14 protein-coding genes are annotated in these 18,488 nt (G+C 74.0%); 4 read left to right on the forward strand and 10 right to left on the reverse strand.

Annotated elements, in window-relative coordinates; translation table 11 throughout:
• Positions 1-23: 23 nt before the first annotated feature.
• Together AB0F13_RS03285 and AB0F13_RS03290 are read left to right on the forward strand one after the other, a co-directional pair.
• Entirely contained in the window at positions 24-386 is a 363-nt protein-coding gene (locus AB0F13_RS03285) for an STAS domain-containing protein (RefSeq protein WP_362074238.1), read from the forward strand.
• Positions 387-680: 294 nt separating this feature from the next.
• Entirely contained in the window at positions 681-3,335 is a 2,655-nt protein-coding gene (locus AB0F13_RS03290) for an ATP-binding protein (RefSeq protein ID WP_362074241.1), read from the forward strand.
• A 114-nt stretch (positions 3,336-3,449) separates the two neighbouring features.
• Here AB0F13_RS03290 and nucS read toward each other — a convergent pair whose 3' ends face one another.
• Positions 3,450-4,121, reverse strand: a complete 672-nt coding sequence (nucS, locus tag AB0F13_RS03295) for an endonuclease NucS (RefSeq protein WP_362074243.1) — start codon at positions 4,119-4,121, stop codon at positions 3,450-3,452.
• A gap of 207 nt (positions 4,122-4,328) precedes the next feature.
• On the opposite strand from nucS, the gene AB0F13_RS03300 reads away from it, so the two are divergent.
• The gene (locus AB0F13_RS03300) at positions 4,329-4,721 is read left to right on the forward strand and encodes an SCO5389 family protein (RefSeq protein ID WP_362074519.1); all 393 of its coding nucleotides are present in this window, start codon (positions 4,329-4,331) and stop codon (positions 4,719-4,721) included.
• A gap of 91 nt (positions 4,722-4,812) precedes the next feature.
• Here AB0F13_RS03300 and AB0F13_RS03305 read toward each other — a convergent pair whose 3' ends face one another.
• On the reverse strand, positions 4,813-5,838 hold the full coding sequence (locus tag AB0F13_RS03305; RefSeq protein ID WP_362074246.1) for an LLM class flavin-dependent oxidoreductase: 1,026 nt from the start codon (positions 5,836-5,838) through the stop codon (positions 4,813-4,815).
• Between the two features lie 203 nt (positions 5,839-6,041).
• Between AB0F13_RS03305 and AB0F13_RS03310 the strand changes: the two genes are divergently transcribed.
• Positions 6,042-6,374, forward strand: coding sequence for an ATP/GTP-binding protein (locus AB0F13_RS03310; RefSeq protein WP_362074249.1), 333 nt, complete (start codon positions 6,042-6,044; stop codon positions 6,372-6,374).
• A 26-nt stretch (positions 6,375-6,400) separates the two neighbouring features.
• Here the strand turns inward: AB0F13_RS03310 and AB0F13_RS03315 are convergent, their stop codons facing one another.
• The 8 genes from AB0F13_RS03315 to mce all read right to left on the reverse strand — a co-directional run bounded on the left by AB0F13_RS03315 (position 6,401) and on the right by mce (position 18,379).
• Positions 6,401-7,339: an ABC transporter permease subunit gene (locus tag AB0F13_RS03315; RefSeq protein ID WP_362074252.1), complete on the reverse strand. Its 939-nt coding sequence runs from the start codon at positions 7,337-7,339 to the stop codon at positions 6,401-6,403.
• The gene (locus tag AB0F13_RS03320) at positions 7,336-8,712 is read right to left on the reverse strand and encodes an ABC transporter ATP-binding protein (RefSeq protein WP_362074255.1); all 1,377 of its coding nucleotides are present in this window, start codon (positions 8,710-8,712) and stop codon (positions 7,336-7,338) included. The genes AB0F13_RS03315 and AB0F13_RS03320 overlap by 4 nt, the downstream gene beginning before the upstream one ends.
• A 47-nt stretch (positions 8,713-8,759) precedes the next feature.
• Positions 8,760-9,695, reverse strand: coding sequence for a hypothetical protein (locus tag AB0F13_RS03325; protein ID WP_362074258.1), 936 nt, complete (start codon positions 9,693-9,695; stop codon positions 8,760-8,762).
• Positions 9,696-9,804: 109 nt separating this feature from the next.
• On the reverse strand, positions 9,805-10,572 hold the full coding sequence (locus AB0F13_RS03330) for an ABC transporter permease (RefSeq protein WP_362074261.1): 768 nt from the start codon (positions 10,570-10,572) through the stop codon (positions 9,805-9,807).
• Between the two features lie 2 nt (positions 10,573-10,574).
• On the reverse strand, positions 10,575-11,564 hold the full coding sequence (locus tag AB0F13_RS03335) for an ATP-binding cassette domain-containing protein (RefSeq protein WP_362074264.1): 990 nt from the start codon (positions 11,562-11,564) through the stop codon (positions 10,575-10,577).
• A gap of 165 nt (positions 11,565-11,729) precedes the next feature.
• The gene (locus AB0F13_RS03340) at positions 11,730-12,668 is read right to left on the reverse strand and encodes a cellulose-binding protein (RefSeq protein WP_071962662.1); all 939 of its coding nucleotides are present in this window, start codon (positions 12,666-12,668) and stop codon (positions 11,730-11,732) included.
• Positions 12,669-12,791: 123 nt separating this feature from the next.
• On the reverse strand, positions 12,792-17,777 hold the full coding sequence (gene scy, locus AB0F13_RS03345; RefSeq protein ID WP_362074267.1) for a polarized growth protein Scy: 4,986 nt from the start codon (positions 17,775-17,777) through the stop codon (positions 12,792-12,794).
• 161 nt (positions 17,778-17,938) lie between these two features.
• The gene (gene mce / locus AB0F13_RS03350) at positions 17,939-18,379 is read right to left on the reverse strand and encodes a methylmalonyl-CoA epimerase (RefSeq protein WP_362074270.1); all 441 of its coding nucleotides are present in this window, start codon (positions 18,377-18,379) and stop codon (positions 17,939-17,941) included.
• Positions 18,380-18,488 lie beyond the last annotated feature (109 nt).

Here is an 18,488-nt window from a genome sequence, read left to right on the forward strand (position 1 = left end):
AGGCACCACTCCCGGGAGCGCATATGCACATCAGGGGCGACCACGCCGAACTGGTCGTCGGGGGGCGCCTCGACGTCCGCAATGCGGCGGACGCCCGTACGGTCCTGCACTCCGCCCTCGACGCCGGGCGAGGCGACCTCGTCCTCGACCTGACCGAGCTGGACTCCTGGGACGCCACCGGGCTCGGCGTCATCATGGGGGCTCACCGCCGCGCCGGGCGCACCGGGCGGCGGCTCGTCCTGCGCGGCGTGCCGGACCGGATGCAGCGCCTCCTGGTGGCCACCCGGCTGCACCGCATCCTCGCGATCGAGGGAATCGAGGGAATCGAGAGTGCCCAGACAGGCGGCATCGACGCCCCCTCCCCGCAGGCCCTGCCGAGGGCCTGAGCCACCCGCCCGCCGGCTGCCCCATGGGACGAGGGGCGCCGGGCGGGCCCGGTGAGCCCCCTGCGGCGCGAGTACCCCGATCCTCACGAGACTGTGACGTCCCGTGGCGACGCGGCACCCTCCCGGTCGTAGATACTGTGCCAAGGTCTGTTCGGTTTCCCGCCGCCCACCAAAGCCCACGGCGGGCACCGGACCGGAATCGACGGCACGGGCAGCGCCCCGGCCGGAGGTCGAAGGAGTGCGGACAGGCCGGAGGGCACGACGGCACGCCACGCATCTTGGGGGCTCTGAACCATGGACCCGACGAACCGGGGACCCGAGGAATTCCACGACGACGAGCGCACTCCCGCCGAGGACAGCGGCAAGCAGCGCCCACCTCGCGAAGCGGCGCCGGCGCCGGAGGCATCCAGCGGTGGCCAGGGCCCCGTCCGCGTCGTCCAGCTCGTCTGCGGTGACTACCTCGTCACCGTCAACCCGGTCGACGGCAGCGAAATAGAGCCCTGCCCGCCCGGCGCCCTCCCGGACCGCCCCGAACGGCACGGCCCCGAGCAGCGCGCCGAGCTGCGCCGCGCCGCCGCTCCCCCCGTGCCCGCCCGGCAGGCCGGCCCCCAGCTGCCCCTGCTGCACCGCGAGGAGGAGCGCGAGAGACTGGGCCGGCTCCTCTCGCGCGGCCGCTCCGTACGCCTGACCGGACCCTCCGGCTCGGGGCGCAGCGCCCTGCTGGACGCCGTCGCCGAGGACTGCGCGGACCTCGCGCCCGACGGCGTCGTACGCCTCAGCGGCTACCACCGCACCCCCACCGACCTGCTGCACGAGCTCTTCGCGGCCGTCCACCACGCGCCGCTGCACCGCCTGGACCGCACCGAGCTGCCGGCCGCCGTGCACGAGATCGGCGCGGTCGTGGTCCTGGACGACCTGGAGTTCGGCGGCAGCACGCTCGACGAGCTCCTGGACGCCACTCCCGAGTGCGCCTTCCTGCTCGCCGCCACCCCCGATGTGGCCGCGCCCTCCGCCGACTCGCACCTGGAAGAGGTCTTCCTCGGCGGGCTCGACCGCACCGGCTGCCTGGAGCTGCTGGAGCGGGCCGTGGACCGGCCGCTCACGGACGAGGAGGCGGGCTGGGCCGCAGATCTGTGGTTCGAGTCCGAGGGGCTGCCGCTGCGCTTCGTCCAGGCCGGTGCGCTGCTGCGGCAGCGCGACGCCCAGGCCTGTGGCCCGGCGGCCGTCGACGAGTACGGGGTCTTCGCCGAACGGCCCTACGCCGCCTCCGGCGCCGCCGAGGAGACCGACGGGAGCGCCGATGCCCAGGGCATCGCGCTGCCGAGCCTCGCCGAGGCCGCGGCGCCTGCCGTCCTGCTCTCCTCCCGGCTGTCCAAGGCCGCCCGCGAGACCCTGCGGTTCGCGGTCGCCCTGGGCGGCGAGGTGCCCCACCAGGCGCATCTGCCCGCCCTGGCCGGCGACACCCACGCCGACGCCGCCATCGGCGAGCTCCTCTCCTGCGGCCTGATCACCACCGTCGGCGCGCACTACCGGCTGGCCGCCGGCATCGCCGACCAGCTTCTCGCCGAGGGCTACGGCAGTGACGCCACCGCCAAGGCGCACGCCGCCGCCCAGCACTACGCCTGGTGGGCCGGGCACCCCTCCGTCACCCCCGAGCGGATCGCCGTCGAGTCCGACGCGGTCCTCGCCACGATGGGCGCCCTGATCGGCGACGCCGAGGCCGGGCACCGCGCCGCCGCCGTGCTGCTGGCCCGCACCGCCGCGCCGGCGTTCGCGGCGGCGCTGCACTGGGGCGCGTGGGAGCGCAGCCTGCGCTACGGGCAGGAGGCCGCCCGACTCGCGGGCGAAGTCGGTGAAGAAGCGTATTTCCACCACGAGTTGGGCGTACTCGCCCTGTGCAGCGGCAACCTCGACCGGGCCCGCGCCGAGCTGGAGGCGTCCATCGGCCTGCGCGGCGTCCTCGCGGACAAGCGCGGCGCCGTCGCCGGGCGGCGGGCGCTGGCGCTGGTCGCCGACCGCTCCGGCCTGGCCATGGGCGCCCGGCCCGGCCCCGGCGGCGCCCCGTCGCGTCCCCCCTCCGGGCCCGTGCCGCCCCTGCCGCCGCTGCCGCCCCTGCCGGGCAGGACGGACGGCCGGCAGCGCGTCAGCGGCGACAGCCACACGCCGGCCGGCGAGGAGATCCCGGACGCGCGCAGCGAGGAGTCGGCCGCGCCGCCCGCGAAGGTGCCTCCGGTGCTCGCGCGCCGGCAGCCGGACGACTCCACGACCACGGTCGTCAACAAGATCCTGCCGCCGGGCGCGTCGGCGGCCCGGCCGCCCGCCGCCCCGCAGCGCGGTCCGGTGGCCGAACAGTCGTGGGCGCAGAAGCTGATGTCCGGCGGCAACCGGCGCAACCTCCTCGCGGCGGGCGCGGGTGCTCTCCTCGCGGCCGTGCTCGGCACGGTCGTCACCCTCGGCGCCACCTCCGGTGACAAGGGCGGCACGCACTCGGACACGGTGCAACCGGGCCGGTCGGCGTCCCAGCAGGACGGCGACGGCGGGCTGAGCGCCGACGAGCCGACGGCGGGCGAGCCGGGAGCGCCACAGGTGCAGGACAGGCCGCGGGAGCCCGGGCGGACGCCCGGCACGAGCGACGGGCCCGGTACGCCGGGCCCCTCCGGCAGTGCTTCGCCGTCCGCCCCGCAGACCAGCGGCGGCCCGGCGACGGGGGCGCCGTCCAGCCCGGGCCGGCCCCCGCAGAGCCCCACGCGCACGCCCGGCGGCGGGGAGTCCCCGAAGCCGCCGACCACGCAGCCGACGCCCACCAGGACGGGTGACGGGCAGCCGCCGACGAAGTCTCCGGACCCGCCGACGACTCCGTCCCAGCCTCCCGCGGGCGGCAGCTCCGACTCGGCGAGCGGGCCGGCGTCGGGCAACCCGTCTGCCGGGGGCGGCACGCCTGTCGTCTAGGTGACCGGGGCTCCGCCCCGGACCCCGGTCCTCAAGCTCCCCCAGCTACCGCTGGGAGGTGCCCCCGGACGGGCTGCGATGGCAGCCCGTCCGGCGTTTGAGGACAAGAAGCCCTCAGAACAGTCGCAGCTTGTCGTCCTCGATGCCGCGCAGGGCGTTGTAGTCCAGGACGACGCAGCCGATGCCGCGGTCCGTGGCGAGCACGCGAGCCTGCGGCTTGATCTCCTGGGCGGCGAAGACGCCGCGCACGGGAGCGAGGTGCGGGTCGCGGTTGAGGAGCTCCAGGTAGCGGGTGAGCTGCTCCACACCGTCGATGTCGCCGCGCCGCTTGAGCTCGACGGCCACCGTCGCGCCGTCCGCGTCGCGGCAGAGGATGTCGACCGGGCCGATGGCCGTGGGGTACTCGCGGCGGACCAGGGTGTAGCCCTCGCCGAGGGTCTCGATGCGGTCCGCGAGGAGCTCCTGCAGGTGCGCTTCCACACCGTCCTTGATGAGGCCGGGGTCGACGCCGAGCTCGTGCGAGGAGTCGTGCAGGACCTCTTCCATGGTGATGATGAGCTTCTCGCCCGCCTTGTTGATCACCGTCCACACGCCGGTGCCGTCTTCGACGTCCTCCTTGAGCGTGCACGGCGGGGACATCCAGTTGAGGGGCTTGTAGGCCCGGTCGTCCGCGTGAATGCTGACGCTGCCGTCCGCCTTGACCAGAATCAGTCGGGGGGCGGAGGGCAGATGGGCGGTGAGCCGGCCCGCGTAGTCCACGGAGCAACGGGCGATGACGAGACGCATGGTGTGTCACGCTACTCGACTTCCGCCACTCCACGCGATTCGCCCTGGACCGGCCCTCGGGCTTTGGCCAGTTGTCGGTGTTCTCCTGGTGGGGCAGCAGTGGCCGGATTACCGTTGAAGCGGGCGGTCGCCGTACGGGCACTGGGCGTCGTCGTCCGCTCGCCCATCCCTGAGACCCCGCTCGCGGGGTCGCGAGAGGAGAACCTCATGTCGCTCGACGTCTCACCGGCCCTCCTTGAACAGGCCGAGCGAGGCGAGGTCGACGAAGCCGATTTCGTCGACTGCGTCCGGAACTCCCTGCCCTATGCGTGGGAGATGATCAGCTCTCTGGTGGACCGGCTCCAGGTCGAGGGCGGAGAGTTCGCCGACAACCGGACGCCCCCGCCGGACGAGCAGGCGCGCGGCCAGCTGCTGCGCGCCCTGGCGAGTGACGCGATTCGTGGTGCGCTGCAACGACACTTCGGGGTCCGGCTGGCGTTCCAGAACTGCCACCGGGTGGCGGTCTTCCCCGTCGACCGCTCGGTGGACCAACGCCTGGCCCGCTTCACCTCGGTCCGGGGGCAGCTGCTGAACCAGTCGCCGGAGCTCCGCGACTGCTGACGCGTACCGTGCTGCCGCTCCGGTCCGGGAGGCGAGAGAGCGCGGGGGCGGCAGCTCCGCCAGGGGGCCTGGGGCAGGGGGCACGGGGGAGTCAGGCGAGCAGGGGAAGTACTTCCGAGCCGAGCCGGCGCAGGTTCTCCTCGGTGGCCGCGAGGTCGCCGGAGCCCTCGGCGAGGAGGGCGAAGCGGCTGATGCCCGTCCGCTCGGAGGTGACCGCCAGCCGGTCCGCGCACAGCCGGGGCGAGCCGACGGGATGCAGCTCGCACAGCAACTCCGTATACGCGAGGGGATCGCGCATCGCGCGCGCCCTGCCGTCGACCGTCACATGCGCCGACAGGCCGTAGTGCAGCCAGCCCGGCATCGCCTTCAGCAGCGTCTCCCTCGCCTCCTGGGCGCGGTCCGCGATCTGCACCACCCCGGCGGCCACATGGCCGGCCGCCGCCACCGTCTCCGGTGAACTCCCGGCCTCCAGAGCGCACTTGCGCCAGCAGGCCACCATCTCCGCCTTCTCCTCGTCCGTGCTGTGCATGCCGAGCAGCATGGGCAGGCCGTGGGCCGCCGCCAGCCGCACGCTCGCGGGGGAGGTGCAGGCGACGATCACCCCGGGGCCGGTGGAGTCCAGCGGGTCGTCGGGCCGGGGCACGACCGGCACCTCGCGGAAGGCGAACCGTTCACCGGCACTGCCGACCCGGGGCTCGCGCAGCCACCGCATCAGCAATTCGAGCGATTCGGGGAACCCCTCTTCGTACGCCCCCAGGCCTGAGTTGAACACCTCCAGGTCGACCCACGGCCCGCCCCGGCCCACCCCGAGAGTGAACCTTCCGCCCGATGTCAGGTGCAGCAGCGCCGCCTGCTCCCCCAGGGCCACGGGGTGGGTGGTGGGCAGCACGCTCACGGCCGTGCCGACGTCGATGGTGCGGGTGCGGCCGAGCAGCAGGGCTGCCAGGGTGACGGCGGACGGGCAGACCCCGTACGGGACGAAGTGGTGTTCCGCCAGCCAGACCGCGGCCAGCCCCGCCTCCTCGGCGACCTCGGCCGAGCGGACGGCCCGGTACAGCGCCTCCTCGTGGCCCTGGCCCGGGAACTGGGCGGCCAGGACAAATGCTCCAACGCGCATCGCTCTTGTTCCTCCTAGCGACCGACGCGGCATCCCCCTGGAGGCAATAACGGCTGACACGTGCCAAAGGTACGGCCGAGCGTGAAGTTTTCATGATGATCGGAGCGCGGACGCCATAGTGCCGCGAGGATGCCGGACCGGGGTGGTGACCGTGCCGCGTAGGCTGGTCGCGACCCGTAGCCCCAGACCTCCCGAGGTGCCCCGTGTCTCCGCGCCGAAACCGCCCGCGAGGCGGCGCCGACAAACAAGCCCCCCTCCCGCGCGACGAGAGCGGCGCGCGGTACGGCCTGGAGCGCACGGAGGCCTGGCAGGGCGAGGACTGGGCGGTCCGCATGATCGGGGGCGGTGCGGCGGCCAAGCACTACCGCTGCCCCGGCTGCGACCAGGAGATCCCCCCGGGGGTGCCGCACGTGGTCGCCTGGCCGCAGTACGGCGGAGGGATCGACGACCGGCGCCACTGGCACAAGGCCTGCTGGAACGCGAAGGACCGCCGGAGCGTGCGGCTCCAGCGGTCCCGTAACGCGCCGAGGTACTGACGGCCGGGCGGGCGGCCGGTGCGGACCTAGGCGTCGCGCCGCAGGAGTGAGGCGTAGGCGCCGGCCATGGCCACGGCCGCCACGCCCAGCATGATCCACAGGGAGTCCCAGCCCGTGGGACCCTCGTCCATCGCACCGGCCGCGGTGGTGTAGAACGCCGACAGCTGGTTGGGGATCGAGTAATCGAACAGGCCCTTGCGGAGGTCCTCAAGGGCGTCGCCCACCATGAACATCGCCAGGACCAGCGGGAGCAGCACCACGCCCAGCATGACCGTGATGGCCCCTGCGGAGTGCCGCAGCAGCGTGCCCATGGCGAGGGCCAGCAGGCCGAGCGCCGCCACGTAAAGGCTCACGCCGACCGTCGCCCGGAGCCATTCCCCCGCACTCGGTTCGACGGTGGACCGGTCGCCCAGCAGCGCGATGTCGGCCATCGCCACCAGCAGGGTCGACAGCAGTGTGATCACGAACGTGAGAAGGAAGAACACGATCGCCTTGGCCGTCAGCACGCGGCCGCGGTCCGGGCAGGCGGTCAGCGTCGTGCGGATCAGGCCCGTGCCGTACTCGGACGAGATCGTCAGCACGCCGAGCGTGATCACGCAGACGATGCCCAGCAGGATGCCGAAGAAGCCGAGGCCCAGGGGGGAGTTGCCCTCCAGCGTGCTGCTCGTGCTGCTGTACGCCGTCGCGACCAGCAGGCCGATGCCGACGACGAGCACGATCATCACGCCGAGCGTCCACATCGTGGAGCGGACCGAGCGGATCTTGGTCCACTCGGAGAGCAGGGCGTCGGCGAGGGTGGCCCTGCGGATCGGGATCGGCGAGACGTAGCCGGCGGCGGGCGCCTGGCCGGGCCAGTAGCCGCCCTGCGGCGCGGACGGCTGCCCGTAGGCGGGCGCGCCCGCGGAGGCCTGCGGCGGGTGCTGCGGAGCGTGCTGCGGGGGCGCGGGGTGCTGGGGAGTGGTCATCGGGCGTCCTCGCTGTCGCGCTTGGTCGGGCCGGCGGGGGCGTGGTCGGGGGCGGGGGCGGGGGCGGCGGGCGCTGCGACGGCCGCGGTGGGCCGGTGCGGTGCGGGCGCGGCGGCCTGCGGCTGCGGCTGCGGTGCCTGCGGGGCGGCGGCCTGGGGCTGCGGTGCCTGAGGTGCCTGCCACTGCGGTGCCTGCGGCTGCAGCTGCGGTGCGTGCGGTGCCTGCTGGGCCGCGGCCGGCTGCTGATGTGCATGCGGGGCCTGAGGCGCCGACGGCTGTGTGCCGGCGGCCGGCATGGCCGGGCCGGGCTGCCGTGCCGCCTGGGCCTGGGCCTGGGCGTACGGGTTCGGCTGCTCGCCCGGCAGGACCGGGTACGCCTGCTCGGGCCAGCCCTGCGGGGCCGCGGCGGTCTGCTGCCACGGCTGGGCGGGCGCCTGGAGACCGGCGCGCTGGTCCACCGTCGAGCGGTAGTCGACCGCGCCCTGGGTCATGCGCATGTACGCCTCCTCCAGGGAGGCCTGGTGCGGGGAGAGCTCCCAGAGGCGGACGTCCGCGCCGTGCGCGAGGTCGCTGATCCGCGGCAGCGCCAGCCCCGTCACCCGCAGGGCGCCGTCCTGCTCCGGCAGGACCTGGGCGCCGGCCTCCACCAGGGCGGCCGTGAGCTTCTCGCGGCCCTCCGGCTCGCCGTCGGGGGTACGGACGCGGGCGAAGTCCGCGGAGTTCGCCGAGATGAAGTCCTTGATGCTCATGTCGGCCATGAGCTGCCCGCGCCCGATGACGATCAGGTGGTCGGCGGTCAGCGCCATCTCGCTCATTAGGTGCGAGGAGACGAAGACCGTACGGCCCTCGGCCGCCAGCCGCTTCATGAGGTTACGGACCCAGAGGATGCCCTCGGGGTCCAGGCCGTTGACCGGCTCGTCGAAGAGCAGCACCTGCGGGTCGCCGAGCAGCGCCGCGGCGATGCCCAGGCGCTGCCCCATGCCGAGGGAGAAGCCCTTGGAGCGCTTCCTCGCCACGCCCTGGAGGCCGACGACGCCGAGGACCTCGTCGACGCGGCGGGCCGGGATGCCGGAGAGCTGCGCCAGGGACAGCAGGTGCTGGCGGGCGCTGCGCCCGCCGTGCACGGCCTTGGCGTCGAGGAGGGCACCGACCTGGCGGGGGGCGTTGGGGAGCTTGTGGAAGGGGTGGCCGCCGATGGTGACCCGGCCGGCGGTGGGCATGTCCAGGCCGAGGATCATGCGCATGGTCGTCGACTTGCCGGAGCCGTTGGGCCCCAGGAAACCGGTGACGGCGCCCGGCCGCACCCGGAACGTCAGGTTGTGCACGGCTGTCTTGGCGCCGTAGCGCTTCGTCAGACCGACTGCCTCGATCATTCCTCGCCCCTTGCGAACTCGGTCAGGGCGAAAAGCCCCCGTAAGGGTTAGGAGGATAGACGAGGGATTGACGGTTCCCGATTTGTGCGAGTTGTGGCATGGGTAAGGGCCGGAGAGACCTGCGGAGGGTTGTCTTCCAGATCGTCCTGGCAGAGCGCGCTCGCCCCGTCGCCGCCGTGTGCGGGGTCGTATGCGGGAAGCCCCTCGGGGCTCCGCACCCAGCCCTCGTCGACGAACACCTGCGCCCCCGCCGCCCGCACCCGTGCGTCGGCCGCGGCCCGCTCCACCCAGTTCCCCGGGCCGGGCCCGAGCAGGGCACGCAGCCGCGGCGAGGCCAGCAGCAGTGCCGCGAGCAGGGCGCTCTGGTCGCCGCCGCCCGGGCGGGGCAGCCCGCTGCCGGGGTCGGTGAGCACGCCCCACTTGCTGACGTAGAGATACGCGCCGCCCAGCCGCCGCCCGGACGGCAGCACCATCGCGAACGCGTCCCCGGGCAGCAGGACGCGCCAGTAGTTGAGCTCCGTGGCGTCCACAGCCGCCAGCTGTCCGGCGTCCAGCCAGCTCGCCACCAGCGGGCGCTCCGCCGCCGGGTCCGCGTACGGGGCCGCCGCCACGTACCCGAACCGTCCGATGTGCCCCGAGCAGCCCACGCCGATGCCGCGCACCCGCACCGGGACCATCGGCACGGTCGCCGGCAGGCCCTGCCGGGTGAGCTTGTGGGCGAGCTGGGCGGGGGAGGCGTTGGAGCCGACGGCGAGGACCGGGTGGCGGCGGCCGGTGAGCGGGCAGCCGAGAGAGGCGAGGACGTGGTCGAGGGCGGCGGTGCCGACGCGCCACGTGCCGAGCCGGCCCGGGCCCGCCACCAGCGGTGTCAGCTCCTCGCCGGCCAGCAGCGCGGGCTCGGTGACCGGGCGGCCGGGGTAGCTGAGCGGATGGCGCGCGGGGGCGACGTCCAGGCCGAGGGCTCGCAGGGTGCGGCGCGTCATGACGGGATCTTTCCCCAGGCCCGCCCCTTCCCGAAACCGGTGGCTCCGCCCCCGGGCCCCGGGTCCGGCGGTTGAGGACACAGCACCCGCATCACACGCCGCGGCTTGCCTACGCGTCCCGCCTCTTCAGCAGGACGTACCCGCCGGCCAGCGCCGCCACCACCCACAGCACCATGATCGCGAAGCCGCCCCACGGCCCGTACGGGGCGTCGTCAGCGGCGACGACCTGCATGACCTTCTGGCCGGCCTGGTCCGGCAGGTACTGCCCCACCTTCTTCGTGGCCGAGACGTTGCCCAGGATCGCCGAGATCAGGAAGAAGAACGGCATCAGAATGCCGAGCGAGAGCATCGGGCTGCGCAGCATCGTCGCGACGGCCATCGAGAAGACCGTGATCAGCGTCATGTAGAGGCCGCCGCCGAGCACCGCGCGCAGGACGCCCGGATCGCCGAGATGTGCCTTGTAGGCGCCGAGCATCGCCTGGCCGGCGAAGAACGTCACAAAGCTGGTGACCATGGCGACGACGAATGCGAGCAGCGCGGCGACGGCGAGCTTGCTGAAGAGAAAGATGCCGCGCTGGGGAACGGCCGCGAGCGAAGTGCGGATCATTCCGGTGCTGTATTCGTTGGAAACGACCAGCACGCCAAAAACGATCAATGCCAGCTGGCCGAGTCCCATCCCCGCGAAGCTGATGAACGTCGGATCGAATTGGATCTTCTCCCGGGGTGACAGCTTCTCGAACTCGTTCTTCGACAAAGCACTGATCAGCGCGCCGAGAGCCACCGTCACGACCACGGCGAGCCCGAGCGTCCACACCGTGGAACGCACTGATTTGATCTTTGTCCATTCCGATTGGAGTACCTGAGTCACCACGGCCATCGTCAGGACCCCTTCTTCCGCCAGTCGGCTCCCCAGCCCGCACCCGCGCTCGTACCCGTACCTGCGGCCGTTCCCGGCGGCTGGTGGTTGTCGTGCGCGTGGTACTCCACCGACCCGGCCGTCAGCCGCATGAACGCCTCCTCCAGCGAGGCCTGCTGCGGGCTCAGCTCGTGCAGCACGATCCGGTGCCGTGCCGTCAGCTCGCCCAGGTGTGCGGCGTCCTCGCCCTCCACTTCCAGGGCGCCGTCGGCGCCGGGCGCGAAGTCGATGCCCGCGCCGTGCAGCACGTCCCGCAGCCGCTCCTGCTGGGGGGTGCGCACCCGGACGTAGGAGCGGGAGTTCTCCCTGATGAAGTCCGCCATGCTCGTGTCCGCGAGCAGCCGGCCCTGGCCGATGACCACCAGGTGGTCGGCGGTCAGCGCCATCTCGCTCATCAGGTGCGAGGAGACGAAGACCGTACGGCCCTGGGTGGCCAGGTTCTTCATCAGGTTGCGGATCCAGTGGATGCCCTCGGGGTCGAGCCCGTTGACCGGCTCGTCGAACATCAGGATCTGCGGGTCGCCGAGCAGCGCGGCGGCGATGCCCAGGCGCTGGCCCATGCCGAGGGAGAAGCCCTTGGAGCGCTTTTTGGCCACAGGCGTCAGGCCCACGGTATCCAGCACCTCTCGGACACGCGTACGCGGAATGCCGTTGCTCTGCGCCAGACACAGCAGATGGTTGTGGGCGCTGCGGCCGCCGTGCATCGCCTTGGCGTCCAGCAGGGCACCGACCACCTTCAGGGGGTCGCGCAGCTCGCGGTAGTGCCTGCCGTCGATGCTGACCGTGCCGCTGGTCGGATTGTCCAGATCGAGCATCATCCGCATCGTCGTGGACTTGCCCGCGCCGTTGGGCCCGAGGAAGCCGGTGACGATGCCGGGCCGCACGGTGAACGTGAGGTGATCCACCGCGCGGACGTCGCCGTAGTACTTCGTCAGCGCCGCCAGCTCGATCATTCAGCCACGGTAAGGGCGCCCCCGGCCACCCGCCACCGGTGGCGCGGACTCCGGAGCAGGCGGCGGAAAGCACTCAGCGCGCCCTCCGCCACACCGGGTGGCGCAGTGCGCGCTGAACACAGGATCCCCCGAACGAGCGCCGTACGTGCCGTGCCGCCTGCCGCGTCAGCGGCTCTGCTGGGCCGGGACGCCGCGCGAGATCGGCTCGTCATCACCCGGTACCCCGGCCGCGGCCACGGCCGCACCGGTCAGCGTGGCCAGCATCTCGCGGACATTGGTCAGCTGGGCGTTGATGCTGTCGCGGCGGTTGGTGAGCGCCGCCAGCTCGCGCTCGGACTCGCTGCGGATGCGGTCGGCCTTGGCATTGGCGTCGGCAACGATGTCCTCGGCCTGGCGCTGCGCGGTCTCCACCGTCTGACGGGCCCGGCGCTCGGCGTCCGTGCGCAGCTTCTCCGCCTCCAGGCGCAGCTGCTCGGCGCGGTGCTCGATCTCCGCCAGCCGCTTCTCGGCCTTGGCCTGACGGGAGGCCAGGTCGCGCTCGGACTGCTCGCGGCGCTTGGCCAGGTTCGTCTCGAAGTCGGCCGCGGCCTGGGCGGCCTTGGCGCGGGTCTCCTCGAAGAGCGCGTCCGCCTCCTCGCGCTTGGACTGCGCGTCCTTCTGCGCCTCGGCACGCAGCGTAGCCGCGTCGCCCTTCGCCTTCTCGACGATCCGCGCGCCCTCGTCCTCCGCCTTCGCCTTCCGGTCGGCGGCGAACGACTCGGCGTCGTTGCGCACCTGCTGCGCGGCCGACTCGGCCAGCTCACGGTGCTGCTCGGCGGCGCGCCGGGCCTCTTCCCGCAGGTCCTTGGCCTCTTCCTCGGCCAGCCGGAGAATCTTTTCGACCCGGGCGCCGAGCCCCGCGTACGACGGCTCCGCGTCATTGATCTGCGCCTGAGCGTTCTGCGTTTCGAGGTGGAGCTCCTCGATGCGCTTTTCCAGCGAGGTGATCCGTGCCAGTGCGCTGTCACGGTCCGCTACCAGCTTCGTAATGCGGTCGTCCACCTGGCCGCGGTCGTATCCACGCCGCACCAACTCGAAGCCGAAGGGGGAGGAAGTGTCGCTCATGGGGTTCCTGTCATAAGAGACCGGTGAGGTGATAGAGGGAATCCTAGGGGCGTGAGCGGCGTCTCATCGAGCAGATGGAAGTAGACAGTTGGGGAATCCGGATTCCGACCCCTCGATTGAGTGTTACTTCTGTGACTGCTTGCCACCCGATCGAGTTGCGCCGGCACCCGCCGCCGCCTTCACCCCGCCCTCCTTGGAGCCGCCTGCCCCAGGGGACTCAAATGATTCCAACGCCTCCAACACGTCCTGGACACGGGAAATCTCGGCCTGAATGTCCTCGCGACGGCGGACCAGCACCTCCAACTCCCGCTTTCCCTCACCGAGAAGGCGTGAGGCCTCCTCCTGAGCCTCGGTGCGCAGGCGCTCCGCCTCGCGTACGGCGGAGGTCCTCTTCTGCTCCGCCTCCTTGATCAGCCCGTCCGCCTTCTTGACGGCGGTGATCCGCACCTTGCTGGCCTCGCTCTGGGCGTCCGAGAGCAGCTTCTCCGCCTTCTCCTCGGCCTCCGCCAGCTGTTCGGTGGCCGCCGCGACGAGCTTGTCGCACCGCTCGCCCGCGGACTGCATCGCCTCGGCCGCCTCCCGGCGGGCCCGCTCGTGCAGCTCCTCGACCTCGCCCTCGAGCCGCGACCGCAGCTCCTCGGCCCGTTCCCTTATGGCTGTGGCGTCCCCACGGGCCTCGGCGAGCATGGTGTTGGCGTCCGTACGCGCCTGCTCCACCAGCACACTGCCCTCGCCGGTGGCCTCCTTGACGATCCGCTCGGCCTCCTTGCGGGCCGCGCCGACCATGGCGTCCGCCTGCTCCTCGGCCGCCGCGGCCGCCCGTACGGCCTCCTCCTGCGCCTTGGCGACCAGCGCGTCCGCCTGCTCGGCGGCGTCCGCCAGCCGCTTGGCGCCCGCGTCCCGCGCCTGGTCCACGGTCCGCTCGGCCTCGGCACGGGCCTCGGCCCGCAGCCGCTCCGCCTCCATGACGGCGTCGGCCTTGACCTTCGCGGAGTCGGCGCGCGTGCTGTTGGCGTTCTCCTGCGCGGCGGCCAGCGCCTCGGCGGCCTCGGTGGCCATCCGCTCGGCCTCCGCCGTCGCCTCGGCGACCAGGCTGTCCGCCTGCCCGGCCGCCTCCGCGCGGCGGGCATGGGCCGCCTCACGGGCCTCGTCGGTGGTCCGCGCCGCCTCGTCGCGGGCGCTCTCCAGGGTCGCGTCGGCGTCGGCACGCAGCCGCTCCGCCTCCGCGGCCGCCTCGGCCAGCGTCCGCTCGGCCTGCTCGGTGGCCTCCGCCAGGCGGGCGTCGGCGGCCTCGCGGGCCTCCGCCATCGCGCGGGCGGCCTCGGCGGCCATCTTCTCCGCCTCGGACGTCGCCTCGGCGATCAGCTCGTCGGCCTGCTGCGCCGCCTCCGCGCGCCGGGCGCCCGCCGCCTCGCGCGCCTTGTCCACGATGCGGTCGGCGTCCTCCTGAGCGGAGGAGGTCAGCTCGGCCGCCTCGTCGACGATCCGCTCCGCCTCGGCCCGGCCCTCCGTCCGGATCTTGTTGGCGTCCTCGCGGGCCTCGGCGCGCGTGCGCGCCGCGTCCTGCTCGGCCGACGCCAGCGCGTCGGAGGCGTCCGTGCGCATCTGCTGCGCCCTGGCGGACGCGTCCGCCACCACCCGCTCGGCCTCGGCCGTCGCCTTGGCGAGGACGGCCTCGGCCTGCTCGTCCGCCTTGGCCTTCTTCTCGGCGGCCGCGGCCCGCAGCCGCTCCGCCTCCGCGCCGGCCTCGGCCAGCGTGCGCCCGGCCTGCGCCTCGGCCTCGGCCCGGTGGGCGTCGGCGGCCTCGCGGGCCTCCGTCACCGTGCGGGCGGCCTCGGCGGCCATCTTCTGCGCCTCGGTCGTCGCCTCGGTGATGAGCTCGTCGGCCTGCTGCGCGGCCTCCGCCCGGCGGGCGCCCGCCGCCTCGCGGGCCTCGTCCACGGTCCGCGCCGCCTCGGCCCGCAGCCGCTCGGCGTCCGCCTCGGCCTCGGCCCGGTGGGCGTCGGCGGCCTCGCGGGCCTGCTCCTCGAAGCGTGCCGCCTCGCTGCGGGCGGCCTCGACCATCTCGGCCGCCTCGGCGATCAGCCGGTCCGCGTCCGCTGAGGCCTCGGCCCGGTGACCGTCGGCCTCCTCACGTGCCTGCGCCACGATGCGGGCGGCCTCGGCCGCCATCTTCTCCGCCTCGGCCGTGGCCTCGGTGATCAGCTCGTCCGCCTGCTGCGCGGCCTCCGCACGACGGGTACCCGCGTCCTCACGGGCCTCGTCCAGGACGCGGGCCGCCTCGGCACGCAGCCGCTCGGCGTCGGCGTCGGCCTCGCCGCGCTGGGCGTCGGCGGCCTCGCGGGCCTCCTCGACCGTACGGGCGGCCTCGGCACGCAGCCGCTGCGCCTCGGCCGTGGCCTCGGCGATCAGCTCGTCGGCCTGCCCGGCGGCCTCCGCGCGGCGGGCGTTGGCCGCCTCGCGCGCCTCGTCCAGCACCCTGGCCGCCGCGGTCTCCACGCGCTCCGCCTCGGCGAGCGCCTGCGCCACCGTGCGCTCCGCCAGCTCCTCGGCGGCGTCCGAGGCCTCCTTGGCCTCCGCACGGATACGGGCGGCGTCCTCGTCGGCGCGCTCGCGCTCGGCGTAGGCGTCGGCGCGGACCCGGTCCGCCTCGATCTGGGCGTCGGTGACGGTGCGCTCGGCGTTGTGCTCGGCGGCCGAACGCAGACCGGCGATCTCCTCCTCGGCCTGCTCGTGCAGCCCGGCCACGGAGTCCCGCACCTGCTGCGCGGTCTGCTCGGCGGCGGTCACGAGATCGCTCGCCCGCTGCTCCGCCTCCTCGACCAGGCGCCGGCCCTCCTCCTGCGCCTCGGCGACCCGCTTGCGCGCCGAAGCCAGCAGCTCCTCGCTCTGCTCGCGCGCCGCCTCCCGCTCGGCCTGCGCCTCCGTACGGGCGTCCCCGAGCAGCTCCTCGGCCTCGCGCCGGCGCCGGGCGGCCTCCTCCTGCGCGGCGGCGAGCGCCTCGGCGGCCTCCGCGGCCGCCCGCTCGGCGGCGGCGTTGGCCTCCGCACGCACCCGGTCGGCGCTCTCCTGCGCCTCCGAGCGCAGCCGCTCGGCCTCCTCCTCGGCCTCGCCCAGCAGGCGCGCGGCCGTGGCCTCGCCCTCCGTACGGGCCTCCGACGCCTCCGCGGCCGCCTCGGCCCGCAGCCGCTCGGCCTCCTCCTCGGCCTGGGCCCGCAGCGTGCGCACCCGCTCCGCGGACTCCGAGCGCAGCCGCTCCGTCTCCTCGTTCGCCTCGCGCCGCAGCCGCTCGGCCTCCGCGCGTGCCTCGCGCAGCGCCGCCTCCGCGGCCTCCACGCGCTGCTCGGCCTCGGTGTGCAGCCGGGCCAGCTCCTCGGCGGCCTCCTCGGCACGCGCCCGCGCGGCGCGCTCGGCCTCCTCGCGCATGCGGCGGGCCGCCTCGTCGGCCTCCTTGCGCGTGCGCCCGGCGTGGTCCTCGGCCTCCTCGGCCATCTCCTCGGCCTCGGCGCGGGCCCGCTCCAGGGCCTCCGCGGCCTGCTTGCGCAGGCCCGCCGCGCGCTCGGCCGCCTCGCCCCGTACGCGCTCGCTCTCCGCGCTCGCCCCGGCCCGCGTCTCCTCGGCGTCGGCCTTCGCCTTGACCAGGAGCTCCTCGGCGGTGCTGGCCGCCTCCTCGATCTGCTGGACCGCCTCGCGACGGGCCTCGCCCCGGATCCGCTCGCCCTCGGCGACGGCCTCGGCCCGCAGCTGCTCGGCCTCGCCCCGCAGCCGCCGCGCCTCCTCCTGGAGCTCGACGGTCCGGGCGCGGTACTCCTCGGTGTCGTCCTTCGCCTCGCCCTTGAGCTGCTCGGCGGTGTCCGCGGCCTGCGCCCGCAGCCGCTCGGCCTCGGCCTCCGCCTCACGGCGGATCCGCTCGGCCTCGGCGGCGGCGGCCTTGGTGGTGGCCTGCGCGTCCTGCGACGCCTTGGCCAGCACCTCCTCGGCCGTACGTGCGGCCTTGGCGAGCTGCGCGGCGGAGTCCTCGGCGACGGCGCTGCGCGCCTTCTCGGAGGCCTCGGCCAGCAGCCGCTCGGCCTCCGCGGCCGCGTCGGCACGCAGCTGCCCGGCCTCCGCCCGCAGGGCTTCGGCCTCCTTGGTGGCCTCGCTCACCAGGCGGGCGATCTCGGCCCTGGCCGTACGGGTGCGCTGCTCGTTGTCCGACTCGGCGGCGGACAGCCGCCGCGTGGCGGCGTCCTTCGCCTCGGTGACCAGCTTCTCCGCCTCGGCGCGCGCCTCGCGCAGCGCCGTGTCGGCCTCCTGGATGCGCGCCTCGGCCGAGCGCGTCATCTCCGCGGCGGCGGTACGGGCCTGGTCGGACTCGGCGCTCGTGCTGGAGCGCAGCTGCTCGGCGTGGTCGGTGGCCTCCTGCGCCTGCGCGGAGGCGGCGGTCAGCAGCCGCTCGGCATCCGTGCGCGCCCGGCGCAGGATCGCTTCGGCTTCGGCGCGGGCCTCCTCGGCGGCGGCACCGAGCCGGCCGGCGGCCTGCTCGGTCAGCCGCTGCGCCTCCGCGCGGGCGGCCGCCAGGGCCTGCTCGGACTCGGCCCGGGACTCCTCCAGCAACCGGCGGGCCTGGGACTCGGTACGGGCACGCAGCTGCTCGGCCCAGGCGACGTTCTCGTTGACGTGCGACTCGACGGTGCGGCGGCGCTCGTTGAGCTCCTCGTCCAGGCGCTGCCGGCGGGCCACCGCCTCGGCGTGCAGCTCCGCCTCCATCCGGGCCTGCTGCTCGGCGTGCTCCTGCAGCAGCCGCTGCGTCTGGGCGCGGGCCTCGCGCAGCTCGCGCTCGGCGTCGCTGCGCAGCTGCTCCGCCTGGATCTGGGCATTGCGGAGCAGCTGCTCCGCCTGGTAGCCGATGTCCGCCGAGTCATAGGCGGGACGGTGGGCGAGATTGCGGCGCGCCTCGTGGAGCTTGGCGCGCAACACCTCGACCTGGTAGCCGAGGTCGTCGGCGTGCTGGACAGCCTTTTCCCGCTCGGTCTTCAGCCGCTTCATCTCGGCCTCGAACTTCGAGAGGTGGTCGGCTTCCTCCAGCTGACTCTCCTGGCGCTCGTAGCCCCGCACAGCGCGGTCCATCCGTCCCCTGGTCGCGTCGGCGGCCGGCCCCGTACTGCGTCGGTGGTGGAACCCGGAGCCCGCCCTTCCGAAGAAATGGTGTCAGATCATCGGTACAGCCCGGTCCGGGGGCCACCCGTACCCGGCCGAACCTGCACTCTACCGGCCGGGGGAGGGGTGGGTCAGTGCTCAGCGGTCCCGGGAGGCGCGGAGGTGACCAGTTCCGTCAGCACCCCGTGACAGTCCTTCGGGTGCAGGAAGGTGATGCGCGAGCCCATGGATCCGGTGCGCGGCTCGTCGTAGAGCACCCGTACCCCCTTCTCCCGGATGTCCTCGGCGTCGCCGTCCACATCCGCCGTACCGAACGCGATGTGGTGAACGCCCTCGCCGTTCCTGGCCAGCCACTTGCCCACCGCGGAGTCCTCGCGGGTGGGCTCCAGCAGCTGCAGATACGAGGCGCCGCCGTCGGAGGTCCCGTTGATTTTCAGCATGGCCTCGCGGACACCCTGTTCCTCGTTGACCTCGGTGTGGAACACCTCGAAGCCGTACGTGGCACGGTAGAACTCGACAGTCCTGTCGAGGTCGGAGCAGGCGATCCCGATGTGGTCGATGCGCGTCAGCATGGCTCCAGTGCACCGCCGAACGGGGTGGTTACGCAACGTGCGCGCGATCACACCTTCCGCCCGGTGACCCGGGCGGTACCGCTCAGTACATTGACGGAAACCGTCGTTA

The organism is Streptomyces sp. NPDC026206 (assembly GCF_040638465.1).
GTDB lineage: Bacteria > Actinomycetota > Actinomycetes > Streptomycetales > Streptomycetaceae > Streptomyces.

Coding starts and splice junctions, on each gene's coding strand:
- AB0F13_RS03285 (WP_362074238.1), top strand. CDS start 24: ATGCACATCAGGGGCGACCACGCCGAACTGGTCGTCGGGGGGCGCCTC.
- AB0F13_RS03290 (WP_362074241.1), top strand. CDS start 681: ATGGACCCGACGAACCGGGGACCCGAGGAATTCCACGACGACGAGCGC.
- nucS (WP_362074243.1), bottom strand. CDS start 4,121: ATGCGTCTCGTCATCGCCCGTTGCTCCGTGGACTACGCGGGCCGGCTC.
- AB0F13_RS03300 (WP_362074519.1), top strand. CDS start 4,329: ATGTCGCTCGACGTCTCACCGGCCCTCCTTGAACAGGCCGAGCGAGGC.
- AB0F13_RS03305 (WP_362074246.1), bottom strand. CDS start 5,838: ATGCGCGTTGGAGCATTTGTCCTGGCCGCCCAGTTCCCGGGCCAGGGC.
- AB0F13_RS03315 (WP_362074252.1), bottom strand. CDS start 7,339: ATGACCACTCCCCAGCACCCCGCGCCCCCGCAGCACGCTCCGCAGCAC.
- AB0F13_RS03320 (WP_362074255.1), bottom strand. CDS start 8,712: ATGATCGAGGCAGTCGGTCTGACGAAGCGCTACGGCGCCAAGACAGCC.
- AB0F13_RS03325 (WP_362074258.1), bottom strand. CDS start 9,695: ATGACGCGCCGCACCCTGCGAGCCCTCGGCCTGGACGTCGCCCCCGCG.
- AB0F13_RS03330 (WP_362074261.1), bottom strand. CDS start 10,572: ATGGCCGTGGTGACTCAGGTACTCCAATCGGAATGGACAAAGATCAAA.
- AB0F13_RS03335 (WP_362074264.1), bottom strand. CDS start 11,564: ATGATCGAGCTGGCGGCGCTGACGAAGTACTACGGCGACGTCCGCGCG.
- AB0F13_RS03340 (WP_071962662.1), bottom strand. CDS start 12,668: ATGAGCGACACTTCCTCCCCCTTCGGCTTCGAGTTGGTGCGGCGTGGA.
- scy (WP_362074267.1), bottom strand. CDS start 17,777: ATGGACCGCGCTGTGCGGGGCTACGAGCGCCAGGAGAGTCAGCTGGAG.
- mce (WP_362074270.1), bottom strand. CDS start 18,379: ATGCTGACGCGCATCGACCACATCGGGATCGCCTGCTCCGACCTCGAC.